Annotated in this window: 13 protein-coding genes and 2 pseudogenes; 7 read left to right on the forward strand and 8 right to left on the reverse strand. The window is 40.1% G+C overall.

Translation table 11 applies throughout. The annotated features are described in order from the left end of the window. Nucleotides 1-18: 18 nt before the first annotated feature. Nucleotides 19-372: a hypothetical protein gene (locus tag FD724_RS00840; RefSeq protein WP_179071265.1), complete on the reverse strand. Its 354-nt coding sequence runs from the start codon at nucleotides 370-372 to the stop codon at nucleotides 19-21. A 771-nt stretch (nucleotides 373-1,143) separates the two neighbouring features. Between FD724_RS00840 and FD724_RS00845 the strand changes: the two genes are divergently transcribed. Next, nucleotides 1,144-2,364 (forward strand): sensor domain-containing diguanylate cyclase, encoded by a 1,221-nt coding sequence (locus FD724_RS00845; RefSeq protein WP_179071266.1) that lies wholly within the window; start codon nucleotides 1,144-1,146, stop codon nucleotides 2,362-2,364. Between the two features lie 156 nt (nucleotides 2,365-2,520). On the opposite strand, the gene FD724_RS00850 is transcribed toward FD724_RS00845, so the two are convergent. Further along, on the reverse strand, nucleotides 2,521-2,805 hold the full coding sequence (locus FD724_RS00850; protein ID WP_179071267.1) for a hypothetical protein: 285 nt from the start codon (nucleotides 2,803-2,805) through the stop codon (nucleotides 2,521-2,523). A 327-nt stretch (nucleotides 2,806-3,132) separates the two neighbouring features. Between FD724_RS00850 and FD724_RS00855 the strand changes: the two genes are divergently transcribed. Next, nucleotides 3,133-4,302 (forward strand): tetratricopeptide repeat protein, encoded by a 1,170-nt coding sequence (locus tag FD724_RS00855; protein ID WP_256874416.1) that lies wholly within the window; start codon nucleotides 3,133-3,135, stop codon nucleotides 4,300-4,302. Nucleotides 4,303-4,543: 241 nt separating this feature from the next. Beyond that, nucleotides 4,544-5,002: a DUF3592 domain-containing protein gene (locus FD724_RS00860; protein WP_179071269.1), complete on the forward strand. Its 459-nt coding sequence runs from the start codon at nucleotides 4,544-4,546 to the stop codon at nucleotides 5,000-5,002. A gap of 116 nt (nucleotides 5,003-5,118) precedes the next feature. Here the strand turns inward: FD724_RS00860 and FD724_RS00865 are convergent, their stop codons facing one another. Next, a complete protein-coding gene (locus tag FD724_RS00865) occupies nucleotides 5,119-6,285 on the reverse strand; it encodes a pyridoxal phosphate-dependent aminotransferase (protein ID WP_114080160.1) in 1,167 nt (388 codons plus the stop codon). Nucleotides 6,286-6,487: 202 nt separating this feature from the next. Between FD724_RS00865 and FD724_RS00870 the strand changes: the two genes are divergently transcribed. Then, nucleotides 6,488-7,156 carry a ribonuclease gene (locus FD724_RS00870; protein ID WP_179071270.1) on the forward strand — a complete coding sequence of 223 codons (669 nt, stop codon included), beginning with the start codon at nucleotides 6,488-6,490 and terminating at the stop codon, nucleotides 7,154-7,156. Nucleotides 7,157-7,239: 83 nt separating this feature from the next. On the opposite strand, the gene FD724_RS00875 is transcribed toward FD724_RS00870, so the two are convergent. From FD724_RS00875 to FD724_RS00885, 3 genes are all read right to left on the reverse strand, one after another. Next, on the reverse strand, nucleotides 7,240-8,322 hold the full coding sequence (locus FD724_RS00875; RefSeq protein WP_179071271.1) for a class I fructose-bisphosphate aldolase: 1,083 nt from the start codon (nucleotides 8,320-8,322) through the stop codon (nucleotides 7,240-7,242). A 147-nt stretch (nucleotides 8,323-8,469) separates the two neighbouring features. Beyond that, the gene (locus FD724_RS00880; protein WP_179071272.1) at nucleotides 8,470-8,784 is read right to left on the reverse strand and encodes a DUF1622 domain-containing protein; all 315 of its coding nucleotides are present in this window, start codon (nucleotides 8,782-8,784) and stop codon (nucleotides 8,470-8,472) included. Then, the gene (locus FD724_RS00885; protein WP_179071273.1) at nucleotides 8,771-9,007 is read right to left on the reverse strand and encodes a DUF1622 domain-containing protein; all 237 of its coding nucleotides are present in this window, start codon (nucleotides 9,005-9,007) and stop codon (nucleotides 8,771-8,773) included. Before FD724_RS00885 ends, FD724_RS00880 begins: the two co-directional genes overlap by 14 nt. On the opposite strand from FD724_RS00885, the pseudogene FD724_RS00890 reads away from it, so the two are divergent. Beyond that, nucleotides 8,926-9,894 (forward strand): annotated as a pseudogene (locus tag FD724_RS00890) (ISKra4 family transposase); the annotation flags it as partial. The gene FD724_RS00885 and the pseudogene FD724_RS00890 sit on opposite strands and share 82 nt — an antisense overlap. 137 nt (nucleotides 9,895-10,031) lie before the next feature. On the opposite strand, the pseudogene FD724_RS00895 reads toward FD724_RS00890, so the two are convergent. Together FD724_RS00895 and FD724_RS00900 are read right to left on the reverse strand one after the other, a co-directional pair. Continuing rightward, nucleotides 10,032-11,341, reverse strand: a pseudogene (locus FD724_RS00895) (IS701 family transposase). A gap of 383 nt (nucleotides 11,342-11,724) precedes the next feature. Next, on the reverse strand, nucleotides 11,725-12,513 hold the full coding sequence (locus FD724_RS00900) for an RICIN domain-containing protein (RefSeq protein ID WP_179071274.1): 789 nt from the start codon (nucleotides 12,511-12,513) through the stop codon (nucleotides 11,725-11,727). Nucleotides 12,514-13,130: 617 nt separating this feature from the next. Between FD724_RS00900 and FD724_RS00905 the strand changes: the two genes are divergently transcribed. Then, nucleotides 13,131-13,448: a hypothetical protein gene (locus FD724_RS00905; RefSeq protein ID WP_179071275.1), complete on the forward strand. Its 318-nt coding sequence runs from the start codon at nucleotides 13,131-13,133 to the stop codon at nucleotides 13,446-13,448. A 218-nt stretch (nucleotides 13,449-13,666) separates the two neighbouring features. Continuing rightward, nucleotides 13,667-14,665: a M48 family metallopeptidase gene (locus FD724_RS00910; protein WP_179071276.1), complete on the forward strand. Its 999-nt coding sequence runs from the start codon at nucleotides 13,667-13,669 to the stop codon at nucleotides 14,663-14,665. Nucleotides 14,666-14,690 lie beyond the last annotated feature (25 nt).

The following is a 14,690-nucleotide window of genomic DNA, read 5'->3' on the forward strand; positions in this document are numbered from 1 at the left end:
TAGAGAGAATTCTAGGTTTCATAATTCTTGCTTTTGTGTAACAATCCACATCAAATCTAACCACAATTGAGGATAAGCCTTCTTAATCTGCGATTTGGGGTCATGCAACAGATTTGTTGCATTCAAGCAAACAACTTCAACTAGACCCAGAGATTCTGCCACTTCTATCAGTAAATTTTTTTCTGCGACTACAGCAGCAATCAGTCTGTCAGGACAGTAAATCCTAATATGTTTGGCATGAGCAGTATACGCTCCTTTTAAGCTAGAATTTAGCACTTTTATATAGCAGTGGCGTAGTAATTCCCATGCTGTCGGGTGAGATTGCTCCATAATAAGGATAAATTGTTGAGCTAAGTCTTCTTCGGTAATCATTACTTTCTCCATTATTATTGTGCTAAAAACTGTAACTTCATCTCTGCATAGTAAAGATGACGCAGCATTGCTAATGTTGTGTGCATTTTTATCTGAGTAAAATTAGCAATTTTAGTTTGGGTAAAATTTATCCATCTGGCAGAATTTGTTGATAAGTTTTCTACGGCTTATGTTACTTTCCTATCAAGGATCAAAGCTGAAACCGATTACTAAAACCGTATCAATCGCTGCTTTATACCAAACTAATTGCTATAAAGGCAAGTAACTGAAAACAGAATTAAGCAGGCAGAATAACTTTTGTGCAAGTGGTAGATGAGTCAGAGCAAAAATTTTGCCCACCCCAAGAAAGCTAGTGATATTTTGGTTTTAGTTAAATCGACTATGGCTTTTGAAAAATTAGAGATTAAAGCCAATCAATCAGGATAGCCATCTACGCAGAGATCATCGGGACTGGACTGTAAAATTAAGCGATCGCACATTTTTATTTTTGCCGTCAGTCTGCTTAATTGTCTGCCGCTCTCCTTCGCGCAGTTTTTGGCAAAGAACAGACCCGGAGGAGAGTTCCGAGGGCTGGAATCTAACCCTCAGAATTTCTCTGCATCCACACAAACTAGCAGTATCAAAAATATCCCGTTTTGACAGGAACTCTGCCAGTATGATAAGTTTTGATAATTTTTAGTTGACAATGATAATTTTCAACATGGCTTTGGGCACAAGACCTTGTAAGCATATAGATGCTCAGGGGATTTGCACAGTGAAAGTTAGGGTGATATGAACAACAGAGCAAACCAAAGGCATGAAGAACATCATGCAATACAATATTTCTGTATATTCAATCGAATGTTGATTTTCGTTGCAGAGATATTTATATCACGCAGCCTGGTTGCTGGAGAGTTAGCCCTGCGGTTGTTGCAAAAATTCCAGCGTATCAGACTTTCCTGGCTAAGGCTCGGACACTCATCTGTGAAAACACCAGTTGCTCCTCTATATAAAAATGAAGCAGAAAGGCTCAAAGCATTAACAGACTACAATATTCTGGATACTCTACCTGAACAAGCATTTGATGACCTAACAGCTATTGCTGCTTACGTTTGTAAGACTCCAATTGCTTTAATCAGCTTAGTGGATGCTGATCGCCAATGGTTTAAATCTAACATTGGACTAAAAGTTAGAGAAACACCCAGAGAGTCGGCTTTTTGCTCCCATGCTATTCTGCAACCAGAGAATATATTAGTAGTTCCCAACGCCATTAAGGACGCTCGCTTTGCAAACAATCCTCTAGTTAAAAGTAATTCTAAAATTCGTTTTTACGCTGGTGTGCCACTAGTTACGCCTAATGGTTTTCCAATAGGGACGTTGTGTGTGATGGACACCGTTCCTCGTCAGCTAAGTTACCAGCAGTTGGATGCACTACGCCGCTTAACTCGGCAAGCGATCGCTCAGATGGAACTCATTCAGGAAATTCGCAACCGTAAACAATCAGAGATAGAAGGAAGGCAGTTATCGCTGACCGACGATCTAACAGGTTTGCATAACCGACGTGGCTTCTTCGTGATGGCTGAACAAGAGTTGAAAATTGCTCACCGCATGAGATTGTTGTGCTGGGTGATTTTCATTGATTTAGATGGGCTAAAACAGATTAACGACACCCTTGGTCATGATATGGGGGATGCCTTGATTGTTGATGCTGGTCAATTACTCAAGCAAAGTTTTCGGAACTCGGATATTGTTGCTCGCTTGGGTGGAGATGAGTTCATTGTTTTCATCTCCAGCTACTTCAAAGATGCTGATAGCATCCAAGCGTATCTGCAAGTAAATATTGCCAACTTTAATCAAGAGCAAAACCGGAGCTATGAACTTTCGATGAGTATGGGAATAGAGCGTTACTCACCAGGAAGTAATATGTCACTAGAACAACTAATTGCCAGGTCTGACGAATTAATGTACGCTCATAAGCGTCTCAAGCGGCAATCTATTCATCGACAAGAATAGGGGTGTTCTTTTATAACTTTTCTTTCATTAGAGAAAAATACGCTGATTTCAAAGTTTATATATCAAAGTGCGATCGCATAAATTGAACGGAACTTTCCTGTTATACCTGCCCCTTCAGTAGTTGATTAGTATTTTTTCGCTCCTCGTGAATCCATCTCAGAACTCCGTTAACGAGTCTTTTATACTCGTGAATCCATTTGTCAAGGCTTGAATACCAATAATTCCCACTGCATAGATATCGCTGCTCAATTGTAGAGTGCGATTAGCTTGTTCACTTGGCATATAACCATGAGTACCAATGGCTACGGTAAAAGTTGTTTGTCCTTGAGAATTAGGCATCTGAGTACTAATTTGTTTGACAGCCCCAAAGTCAATTAGTACTATCTTGTTATCTGATGCTCTCCGTGGAATATTAGCCGACTTGATATCCCGGTGAATCACATTGTGCTGATGGACAAGTAGGGGCGCAAGGTCTTTGACCCTGCATTAAATTCACCCTTTCTCCCGGATTGAATCACTCACTGATTTTGTTAATCTTGATTTTTGCACAAAATCTAAGTAGGGAATGGGTAATGGGTAATGGGGAAGATGAGGGGAAACAGGGGACAAGGTGATTTGAGTGAGAATCTTGCAACAAGCCTTTCCCATTGTTCCCTTCTCCTCTTGGCAATTCCCAATTCCCAATTCTCCATTCCCAATTCTCCATTCCCAATTCCCAATTCCCAATTCCCAATTCCCAATTTTTAACTTATGAGTTTGAGTCTGTGCATGATTGTGAAAAACGAAGCCGCAACACTGCCTAAATGCCTGAACAGTGTCAGAAAACTGGTGGATGAAATGGTAGTTTTGGATACAGGCTCAATCGATCGCACTCCCAATATTGCCCAACAACTCGGTGCAAAAGTTCATCATTTTAAATGGTGTAATGACTTCAGTGCTGCCCGTAATGCAGCTTTAAAATATGTTACTGGTGATTGGGTTTTGGTCTTAGATGCTGATGAAACTTTGACTCCAGCAATTGTACCGCAGTTGCGAGAGGCGATCGCCAGAGATGAATACCTGCTCATTAACCTTGTTCGCCAGGAAGTAGGCGCTGAACAATCTCCCTATTCTTTGGTTTCCAGGCTATTCCGCAATCATCCAGATATTCGTTTTGACCGTCCTTACCATGCCTTAGTGGATGATAGCGTGTCAGCAATTGTAACTAAAGAACCTCATTGGCAAATAGGTTATTTACCTGGGGTTGCACTTGTACACACAGGATATCAAAAAAGTGCGATCGCTCAAAATAACAAATATGCCAAAGCAGCTACGGCGATGGAAGGGTTTCTTGCTACTCATCCCGATGATCCTTATGTTTGCAGTAAATTAGGGGCATTGTATGTGGAAACGGGGAAAATTACCCAAGGTATGGAGTTGCTCAGACATGGAATCAGCGTTGCTGAAGAAAATTACGATATTTTATATGAACTCCACTATCATTTAGGCATTGCTTACAGTCGCTTGCAAAAATCCCCACAGGCGATTTCTCACTATAAAGCTGCTATCAAATTGCCAATTTATCCCATGCTCAAATTAGGAGCATACAACAACTTGGGTAACTTACTCAAAGCAGCAGGAGATTTCAATGGTGCGAAAACAGCTTACGCCACAACTTTGAAAATTGACCCTAATTTTGTTTTTGGACATTATAATTTGGCGATGACATTTAAGGCTTTGGGTTTATTTACAGATGCGATCGTATATTATCAACATGCAATCACCTTAAATCCCAACTATGCCGAAGCGTATCAAAATTTAGGGGTAGTGTTGCTCAAAGTTGGCAATCATCAAGAGAGTTTAACAGCTTTTAGAAAAGCGATCGCCCTTCATGAAAGATATAATCCCGAAGAGGCGAAGAGACTACGCCAGGGGTTGCAAGAGATGGGGTTGATGTAGAGGTGAGGGGGCAGGGAGTATGGGGAAAATCGCTGAGAAAAAGCTGTTCTAAAATTAGTGTCAACATTATTTGTAACAGATGACTTCACTTCACCTCTGTTATCAAATTTTATTGTCACTGTGGCATGATAACCTTAAGATTTGCCTCCCCTACTTCTCCCCGATTGTTATCTAATCTAGAAAATATCAACCTAAAATTTTCAATCTAAACTTTTAATTATACTAAACCTTTCAATATTTTATGAATGAAGATACAAAGTTCTTTCGTATATTTGGTTCAATATTCGGCGGTGTTGGTAGCATAATTGCCGTTACGGGCATTATGATTGCATTGAATACTCGTTCCTTTGTTACCTCAGCAATACCAGCACAAGGGACAATAATTGATTTGGTGCAACGTTCATCAACTGATAAAAAAGGTCGTTCTTCTTATGCCTACTATCCAGTAATAAAATTTACTGCTCGTTCTGGGGAAACAACGGTTTTTGAATCAAATTCAGGCAGCAATCCACCAGAATTTGCTAAAGGTCAGCAGGTAGAAATATTATACAGTCCTGAAAAGCCAAATTCTGCCATGATAAAATCTTGGCTAAGTTTATGGTTTTTACCTGTTATGTTAACTGGTTTAGGATCAATTTTTGCCTTGGTTGGAGGAGTTGTACTCATCAAGTCCTGTCCGCGTTTGATAAGTTCTAAGTAAAAGTATTTTGGGAACTAATTTGAGGCTTGAAAAGAAACTCCACCAGTTCTGATTTGAAAAGGTGGAGTAAGAAATTGAAGAGTTAATAAGTTCTCCTCACAAATGACAAATGACAACTAAATACGTGACTTGACAAATTTCTCTAACCTATCCATTCCCTTTTCAATGGTTGCCATATCTGTAGCGTATGAAAGGCGAATGTTGTCATCAGCGCCAAAAGCAATTCCAGGAATGACTGCAACTTGATGTTTTTCCAACAAAGCGTCACAAAATTCTAGGGATTTTAGACCGGTTTTGCTGATATCAGGGAACAGATAAAACGCGCCATCTGGTTTTGCGGTACTCAATCCGGGAATGGCGTTGAGTCTGTCTAGCATTACCTGTCGGCGTTTAGCGAAGGCTTGGCGCATTTCTTCGACGCAATCTTGAGAACTTTGTAGCGCTGCGATCGCACCATATTGAGCAAAGGTACACACGTTAGATGTACTATGCCCTTGGATGGTACTTGCTGCTTTAATAATTTCCACCGGCCCCGCTAAATAGCCGAGTCTCCAACCAGTCATAGAATAAGCTTTCGCAAACCCATTACTGATCAAAGTGCGGTCAAAAATTTCCTTCCCAAGAGAACCGATGCTGATATGTTCTGCACCGTCGTAGAGAATCTTTTCGTAAATCTCATCAGAGACGACAAAGATATCTGCATCAACTACTACCTGCGCCAGTGCTTTGATTTCGTCTGGCGTGTAAACCATCCCTGTGGGATTAGATGGAGAGTTGAGGATAAATAACTTTGTCTTGGGGGTGATTGCTTTACGGAGTTGTTCGGGAGTAATTTTATAACCCGTCGTGGCATCTGTGGGTACAATTACCGGAACTCCACCGACTAAAGTCACCATTTCGGGATAACTTAGCCAGTAGGGTGCAGGGATAATTACCTCATCACCTGGATCGATTAGCGCCACCATCAAGTTGTACAGAGAATGCTTACCGCCATTAGTGACGATGACATTCTCCGACTTGTAATCAAGACCGTTATCATTTTTGAGCTTATGGGCGATCGCTTCCCTTAACTTTGGTTCTCCGGCTGCTGCACCATACTTGGTTTTGCCTTCATCCAAAGCTTTAACTGCTGCGGCTTTAATATGCGCTGGGGTATCAAAATCTGGTTCTCCAGCGCTAAAACTACAAACATCTATTCCTTCTGCCTTCAGTGCCTTAGCCTTGGCTGCGATCGCTAAGGTCAATGAAGGTGTTACCTGACTTACTCTTGCTGCCAGCTTCATTCTTACTATTTTTTGGCAAATCTTTCACTTATCTAAGGATATCCCAGAATCATTACCGAGATTTGCTTTTTCTGAATTCGTTAGGCAATGGGGAATGGGAAATTAGGCTTTGGGCATTGGGAAAGAATTTCTAAACCTTGATTATTGACTCTTAAGAATGTATCGTATATAACTTTGTTTTTAGTGCAAACTAACTATTTTTATGCAGATTAAGAAACTTTTAATTGCATCTTCTCTGCTAATTACTGGTATTTTTATACCTAATGCTGCCATTGCTCAAAATCGCGGTACTCCAGGGAAATTTGATTTTTATGTACTGACACTCTCCTGGTCGCCGGATTATTGTGCAAAAAATGGTACCCGTGACCCGCAGCAGTGCGGTTCTGGAAGGAAACTTGGTTTTGTATTACATGGTTTGTGGCCACAGTACCAAACTGGTTATCCTGCTAATTGTTCCACGCAAAAACTACCGTCGGAAGTAAAGCAACGGTTTCCCAATTTGTATCCTAGTAATAAACTTTACGATCATGAATGGGAAAAACATGGTACTTGTTCGGGGAAAACTCCTGCGGAATACTTGGCATTGAGTAAAAACTTAAAAGATGCGATCGCTATTCCCACAGCTTATAATCGCCCTAATAAACCAGTGCGTACCACAATTACAAATTTTAAAAATTCATTTGTGAGTGCGAATAATCGAATTACTGCTGATGGTGTAGCACCTTTCTGTTCTGGTTCGGGGAGGTTTTTACAAGAAGTCTTCTTTTGTTATTCCAAAAACGGTGAACCTGGTATTTGTAGCGCCGAAATTTTGAAGCGATCGCGAAAAAGTTGTGGTCAACCAGATTTCTTAGTGAGAAATGTTAGATAGCAATGGGGGATTAGGTGACAGGTGACAGGTGACAGTGAATAATCTGTAACCTGTAACCTGTACCCTACTCCCTTTCCTAATCCCTAAGCGATCGTCACATCTGGCGATAAGTAAACATCTTGAATGGTATGAAATAACTTCACACCTTCCTCAAAGGGACGTTGGAAAGTCTTTCGCCCAGAAATTAATCCCGAACCACCAGCGCGTTTGTTGATTACGGCGGTGCGAATTGCTTCGGCGAAGTCATTTTTACCAGTCGCGCCACCAGAATTAATCAACCCCACACGCCCAGAGTAACAATTTAGTACTTGGTAACGAGTTAAATCAATTGGGTGATCGGTTGTCAATTCTGTGTAAACGCGCTCATCGGTTTTGCCGTAACTCTTACCGCTGGCTTTGGCAACTGCACCGTAACCATTGTTATTTTCGGGTAACTTTTGTTTGATGATATCAGCTTCAATCGTTACACCCAAATGATTCGCCTGTCCGGTGAGGTCAGCCGCAAGGTGATAATCCTTATCTTGTTTAAAGGCGTTATTCCGCAGATAGCACCAGAGAATAGTCGCCATTCCTAATTCATGGGCGCGTTTAAAAGCTTTGCTGATTTCCTGAATCTGTCTGGTAGACTGGTCTGAACCAAAGTAGATTGTCGCACCTACCGCCGCCGCCCCTAGATTCCAAGCTTGTTCCACATCAGCAAACAATACCTGATCAAATTGATTGGGGAAAGTCAGCAATTCGTTGTGATTGATTTTGGCAATAAAAGGAATTTTGTGGGCATACTTGCGCGAAACTATACCTAATGTTCCCAAAGTGGTAGCAACAGCATTGCAACCTGCGGCGATCGCTAATTTAACAATATTTTCTGGGTCAAAGTAAATTGGATTGGGCGCAAAAGACGCACCCGCAGAATGTTCAATCCCTTGGTCTACAGGTAAAATCGATAGATAACCTGTGTTTGCCAGACGACCAGTAGAATAAAGTAGCTGGAGATTACGCAATACTTGAGGATTGCGATCGCTGTTGATCCAGATTCGATCTACAAAGTCTGGCCCCGGCAAGTGTAGTAAATCCTGAGAAACCTTTGCTTTGTAGGTAAGCAGGTCTTCAGCCTCTTTACCTAGCAATGACTCGATAGAACTAGACTCTTTGAACGTTGTAGTCATAGTTTTTTCCTCAAAAATTGAGCAAATGACCTTTGCCTTTAAGATAGCATTTTTAATATTGCTAACCTAGTTATGCAGGCATTAACTATATGTAAAATCTTTCTGATCTGGCAGTCTTAAATTATTAGTAAAAACTTTTTTGACTCATTAAACGCGAGATTTTATTGTCAAAATTTGCATTTTCTCCCACACAAATAACTTCTTAAGAAAGATGCGGATTAATAGGATTAAGCTAAAGACTATAATTTGCCTCCAAGTTCGCAGATTAATTGTCTTTAGCAGAGTTGCTGCAACCATAAAGTTTAAACTTGTGACCACCCCTTCTGCTACTATAATTCTTGCCTGATAGACATTACACCTGAAAATTAGAGAAAGGATGGCAGCGAAGACATAAGCAGCGATCGCTAAAGAACCTAAAAACTGGATAATTACTGCCCATACTGAGAAATTAAAAAGATTCATCCTTGATATCGTTCTTTTTATTCTTTGCTTGTTCAATTTCTTTTGCCAAAAAGAAATTCAGAATTGTTCGTAGCGCAATGATGGCAGCTAGTTTACCAATTTCGTCCCAAGTTTGAGCGATCGTACTACGTAAAATGTCAGCAGCCCAAAACATTATTACAAAGTCTCCAACGCAGCCTAGTCGAACAACAGATAGCAGAATACTCTCTTCAACAGGAATCATGTTTGCACTGTAGCAAGAAACTGTTGCATAAAGACAAGCGTACAATTGTATACCGCACGTTGTTTGGCAAATTACATCTCCAATGCCCTCGACTATTTCACTGCCCCTGCCAGGAGCAACCAATTCGTAGCTTTAACCCAGTGGCAAACTTATTACCAGAACGCACTTCAAGAGAACTATTGTATCTGGAGTCCAAGTATGGGTCTTTGATGTCTTACGGACTATCTGTGAAACTATTACAGGAAGTATTACTAATAGAAGGTGAAATAAACACTACAGCGATACGGAATAACTTATACACAATTGGTCAACGCTTAGAAGACGAGTTGGGGGAAGAAAAAGGAGGATATATTGAAGGCTGTCCCAGAGATTGGGAGGAATTGCCCCGACCTGATTTACCTTTGGTATTGGGAATGGATGGTGGATATGTTCGTTCCTACGACAAAAAATCACTTTCCAAAGGTAATTTTGAAGTTATCGTTGGGAAGAGTATAAAAGCAGATGGTACATCTAAGCGATTTGGGGGAGTTTATTCTTACGATACCAAACCCCAGCGTCGGATCTTTGAGGTCTTGACTTCTCAAGGGATGCAGATGAATCAACAAGTAACTTTCCTCTCAGACGGTGATGAGAAGATACGCGAACTACAGCTTTATCTCAATCCCAACGCAGAATATATCCTGGATTGGTTTCATATCACCATGCGGCTAACAGTGATGAATCAGACTGCAAAAGGACTTAGCAAAAAAGATACCGAACTAGATACTGACATCCCCAAAGGGCTAGAACGAATTAAGTGGTATTTGTGGCATGGAAACGTGTTTAGAGCATTGCAACTGATAAAAGACCTTGTGGATGACCTAGAAATCGTGATTTTTGATGGTAATATAGCGCTTACCGATCTGGTGAGGTACGTTTTCAAAGCTACTAACCTTACTAACCAAGATTTGGGTGTACCTCAGTTGCTTAGTAAACGCTATAGCCGAATAGAGCTAAAAAAACTGTTTAACCCTCTTTTGTCACTCTAGGCAGAGGAAAAATAGAAATAAGGTATATTGAAGTTTTGAAAAATTGAGCAAGTCAGATTATTAACAATCATTTGAAGCTGAAAAAATCCCTCAGATAGCTTAGGAACTGTAAAGACCGCTAACCAAGGTTTAATTAAGTTAAATAGTGTAAATGGCTGAAGTATCAAATGGAGGTTATTCAGAATATTATTCCAACCATTGCCTTGATTCCACCAAGGATGTGATGAAAATATAGATTCAGATTGTGGTGGTAATTTTAGCAGTTGTTCTCAATGTTGACTAACCAACAGATAGGCACTAAAAACAATTTCCCACCATTTCTCTATTTGTGGATAATGAGTTAGGCGAAAATCTGCCCATCCTAATTCATTTTTACTTTGTTTTAAACCATATTCTACCCAAGTTCTTAAACCATAAAAATTGCCCACGTCTCTTGGAGTAATGTCTGGATATTTACTCATGACATACCAAGTCGTGTTTTTTGGAAGAACTTCAATATCCGTTGTTATTTGCCAATACCTGACTTCGGATTTTTTGCCACATATTATCTCTCTAATATATCTATTTTCTGAACTTAAATCTGAAAAAACACGCCGGAATCTTTGCCAGTTTGAATATTTGAGTTCCGAGTCTGTAATTCCCCAGGCTCTATGGTTTGAGCGAATCGCTACAATAAAATTAAGCTCTAATTCATTTAATACGCTTAAAAAGTTTTTACCACTTTCACCATATAAGCTATCCGCCAGGACAAGATTGAATCTAAACCCCATTGACTGCAATTTTCTAATCATTGCTCCGGCAATTTCAGGTTTAGTTAAATATTTTTCTCCTGGTTGTAGTCTTTCCCTTGGTTTAGATACTTCAAATATTAGAGGAAACGTCATTCCAGATAAAACTGCGTATGCTGTAACCGCCACAATACCATTATCTGTTTTACCTAAATTTCCAATGTACTGTCGTTTCACTTAATCAGTCGTATTTCCTTTTTTCTTATCCCCTGTCTCATCAATAATTAGTATTATTGGGCGACCTTGAAGTATATACAATATTAATTCTAACCTTTGCCTCCTTAATTCTTGTACGTCCCAGGGTGATTCTGTTAAAAAATGGTGTAATGCCTGATGATTATCTAGCCCTACAATTTTCGCTATTTCCGGTAGAGTTTTACGTTTTATATCAGAAACACATCCCATGTGTAGGTACTTAAAAGCTTCAAAGCTCCTAACTTCTGTCATAGGTTTTGATACAACTGGCAGTATTCGTCCACAAATTTTACTGTGGGCGCAGCTGGGCGAGGCTCAACCATACTCTCTGTGCTAGTTTTTGCGATCGCACTTAATTATACTTTGGCGAGAGTGACAAAAGAGGGTTAATGTTTAAACCCCTTGATTAATTCTTGCCCATCTCCCCCGAAAAAAATCGCTCTCCTAATAGCAACTATTTTAAAACCCACAACAGCCCAGCTTTATTGCGAGGTCACAGCCAGAGCGATCACAATTAGGCAAAATTAAGTATACAGATATAGACAAGACTCTTGGAGCGGAATAAAGAAATTCGTTGATTTAGGAAAAAGCTAGACTGGATTGGATTCAATCTGGATAATCATTGCAAAACCGACCCCCAGTTTTGAAGAAGTCGGTCGAAGAGAAGATCAGTTGTTATTTAAAACAAGAAGAGTAAAAAGCGTAACTACACAGCCACAAATTTCCATTTGAGGTGATCAAGGTTTTGTTTTGTCCATTGATCAACTTTTGCATTATTCTCCTTGTTGCCACCATTTACTTGTAGAACCTTACCACTTTGTTTGCCGATGATGTAGAAGTAGCCGTCACCCGCATCTTCCAATAGCCATTTAGAGTTATCGTTATTTCCTTTGTCATACTGAATAGCATTGGCTCCATCAACACTACCACCACCTGCTATATTGGCAACTTTGCCGCTATGTTTAGCGACAAGGTAGTAAGAGCCATCGCCCGCATCTTCCAACAGCCATTTAGAGTTATCACTATCTGATTTGTCATACTGAATAAGCTGGATATTATTCTCCTTACTACCACCTATCACATTTAAAACTTTTTGAGTGTGTTTAACAACAAGGTAGTAGTATTTTCCTGGGGTAGGTAGATTGGAAAATCCATAAGCAACCCAGCCGACTTGCTCAGTGGTATGAGAGCCATCACTTAGATTGCCAATACCAACAACTTCGTCAATGCGGATCTCAAAACCCGAAGAAATTACATTTTTGATTCTTAAACCAGGTGTGTCAGGCCCATTATAGGTTTGGGTCATGGGTATAACTACTACTTTCTTATTGCTAGTAAAAGGTACATCAAATGTCACCTTATGCCAAGTATTGCTAGCACGATCTGCATCTAAAGAATCAATAATCCCAGCGCGTTGGTCTAATGAAATGCCAGTTCCATTCTCCGAGAAAGCCTGGATATCGGAACTTTGAGTTTGGATAGCTGTTGATACCATAATGGTTTTTTCCTTTCATAAATATTGTTTGATACAGCGCTTCCGGCTATTATGCAATACAGTTTTTCTCCTTGCCCTCTCCTATCAAAGCTTTCAGATTTGGGGATGTACCTCATAGCTGCCGTAAGTGCTGTATACGCATCATTATGATGAGTTCTAAGACTTAACCCTCTAACTGAAGTTAGAGAAGACTAAACCAAAAGTATGATGTGGGACTGGTGGATCTAGTGAGCCTGCTACTAAGGATCAAAACCATTAACGCGCACTTTTCTTGCGCGTTAATGGCGACCAAAATCATTTAATAGCGCGGCTTGTGGCAACTAAAGAAAGAAGAACAACTTGAGGCTGCCATTCAAAGAGGAATTAATGATTTTTTTTAACCAGATATTACAGTATATGGGGTACAGCCGGGATACGGATACATTTCATAGGTTCAAGCAGGCAAACGCCCACGCGCAAAGCATTGGCGATACTTGTCAGTGCAAAGTTAACCGATCCCTACCATCTACTAGCTGCTCAATCATGCTATCTTCGTATCCTATCTACGATTGATAGCAAAATCAAACTTATCTTTTCCTCATTGTGGTAATAATCGTTAAAAGAACAAATACAATTCTATGAGTAAGTTTCAAATCGATATCGACTTCAGCAATATAGATTTAGCTTCCCTTGAGACAGAAGAAGATTTTCAAAGAGAGGCAAAAACATTACTACCAAAGGTACTTGTCAAACTAGGTGAAAGTGTGGGCGAAAAGACTTGGGAAGAATTACAGCAAAAGCTGCAAGGAACTGGAGGTAAACTCAAATCTTCTCCAAGCGAGAAACGTAAGTTTATTCAAGAAACAGGAAGAACCTATCAACGAAATGCCAGTAATAGAGAAAAACAAGAACTAGAAGATTATATAGTAGAGCAATTACGCCAACACAAACTGTAAATATCGAGCTAACTTGTATGTCTGAGTAACAGTGATGTTTATGATGGGCTATGCCTACGCAGCTTCACTGACATGGCTACCGTTGCTCACGCCAACAAACCGAAGTCTGCTTAAACGGACTTCGGTTTGTAGTACTTTTGTAAATCTTCAATTTACACAAAATATTTTTTGCATTATTGTATAAAAATAATCCTTATATTACAGAGGTATCAACAATAATGCTGAACTGGGACAGAACACTCCTAACTACTAGTTCCTTGTGCCTACTTTTGTTCTCTGCAATGGTGCCAGTCCAGGCTAAACCAGTCCAATCAAAGAAACCAGCACCCACAGCTACAACAATTTACCAGCAAGCTAAAAAAGAATTACCTGAAGATTTTTATACCCTCTATCGCGTCATAGATAGAGTAGCACGTGCCAACGAATTAGATAATCGTCCTTGGCGGGTTGTGGCTGTTCCTAAATATGATGTCAATGCATTTGCAAGTGACGTTAATTTGGTTGCCATTTACGATGGCATACTAGACCAGTTAGCTGGTGATTCCTCAGCATTAGCTTGTGTAGTTGCCCATGAAATGGGACATCACACCAAGCGTCACATTGCTGTTGGTGAAGCTAAAAAAACTGAGTTGATTGCCAAAATTCAAGAAGAAGCAACCAAAGAAGTATTGGGAGAAAGAGAAGCTGCAAACCAAGAGTCAACAGCTGCTAACGTTGGCGGTGCCGTTGTGAATCGTGTAGTTGGAGGAACTTTTGGTGGTTTGCTGGGTTCAGTTCTGGGTAATCAAGGCGCTCAACGACAAGTAGAATCACAGCAACGCATTAATGAGATTGTCGATAAAAAGAAAAAAGAGTTAGAACAGCGTTTAGCAGAACAAGAACGACAACAAGAGTTTGAAGCTGATGAAATTGGCTACATAGCTTCTGTGAAAGCAGGCTTTGAACCAGAAGGATGTTTAAGAGTAATGCAGGTTTTGGCTCAAACTCCTGGTTCTGAATTTGATACAACTCATCCAGCAGTGCCCAAACGGATTGAGGCAATCAAAGCTTTAATTATTAAGTATCCACCCCAGACTTTGGCTAAAGAGGGTGAAACGCGAATATCTAAGACAAAGCCTTTAACTTATAACATTTCTAAAGATAAGACTTCGTTACGGATTAACTCAGTTCGCGGTGGTTCCCAAGCAGATGATATAGAGCGTCGCTTTGGTAAATAAAAACACTAAGTTATGAGTGGCATAA

Source organism: Nostoc sp. C057 (assembly GCF_013393925.1).
Classification (GTDB): domain Bacteria; phylum Cyanobacteriota; class Cyanobacteriia; order Cyanobacteriales; family Nostocaceae; genus Nostoc; species Nostoc muscorum_A.

What these genes read in the sequence shown, in the direction of transcription:
- FD724_RS00840 (WP_179071265.1), bottom strand. Translation starts at nt 372, where the DNA reads ATGATTACCGAAGAAGACTTAGCTCAACAATTTATCCTTATTATGGAG.
- FD724_RS00845 (WP_179071266.1), top strand. Translation starts at nt 1,144, where the DNA reads ATGAACAACAGAGCAAACCAAAGGCATGAAGAACATCATGCAATACAA.
- FD724_RS00855 (WP_256874416.1), top strand. Translation starts at nt 3,133, where the DNA reads ATGATTGTGAAAAACGAAGCCGCAACACTGCCTAAATGCCTGAACAGT.
- FD724_RS00860 (WP_179071269.1), top strand. Translation starts at nt 4,544, where the DNA reads ATGAATGAAGATACAAAGTTCTTTCGTATATTTGGTTCAATATTCGGC.
- FD724_RS00865 (WP_114080160.1), bottom strand. Translation starts at nt 6,285, where the DNA reads ATGAAGCTGGCAGCAAGAGTAAGTCAGGTAACACCTTCATTGACCTTA.
- FD724_RS00870 (WP_179071270.1), top strand. Translation starts at nt 6,488, where the DNA reads ATGCAGATTAAGAAACTTTTAATTGCATCTTCTCTGCTAATTACTGGT.
- FD724_RS00875 (WP_179071271.1), bottom strand. Translation starts at nt 8,322, where the DNA reads ATGACTACAACGTTCAAAGAGTCTAGTTCTATCGAGTCATTGCTAGGT.
- FD724_RS00880 (WP_179071272.1), bottom strand. Translation starts at nt 8,784, where the DNA reads ATGAATCTTTTTAATTTCTCAGTATGGGCAGTAATTATCCAGTTTTTA.
- FD724_RS00885 (WP_179071273.1), bottom strand. Translation starts at nt 9,007, where the DNA reads ATGATTCCTGTTGAAGAGAGTATTCTGCTATCTGTTGTTCGACTAGGC.
- FD724_RS00900 (WP_179071274.1), bottom strand. Translation starts at nt 12,513, where the DNA reads ATGGTATCAACAGCTATCCAAACTCAAAGTTCCGATATCCAGGCTTTC.
- FD724_RS00905 (WP_179071275.1), top strand. Translation starts at nt 13,131, where the DNA reads ATGAGTAAGTTTCAAATCGATATCGACTTCAGCAATATAGATTTAGCT.
- FD724_RS00910 (WP_179071276.1), top strand. Translation starts at nt 13,667, where the DNA reads ATGCTGAACTGGGACAGAACACTCCTAACTACTAGTTCCTTGTGCCTA.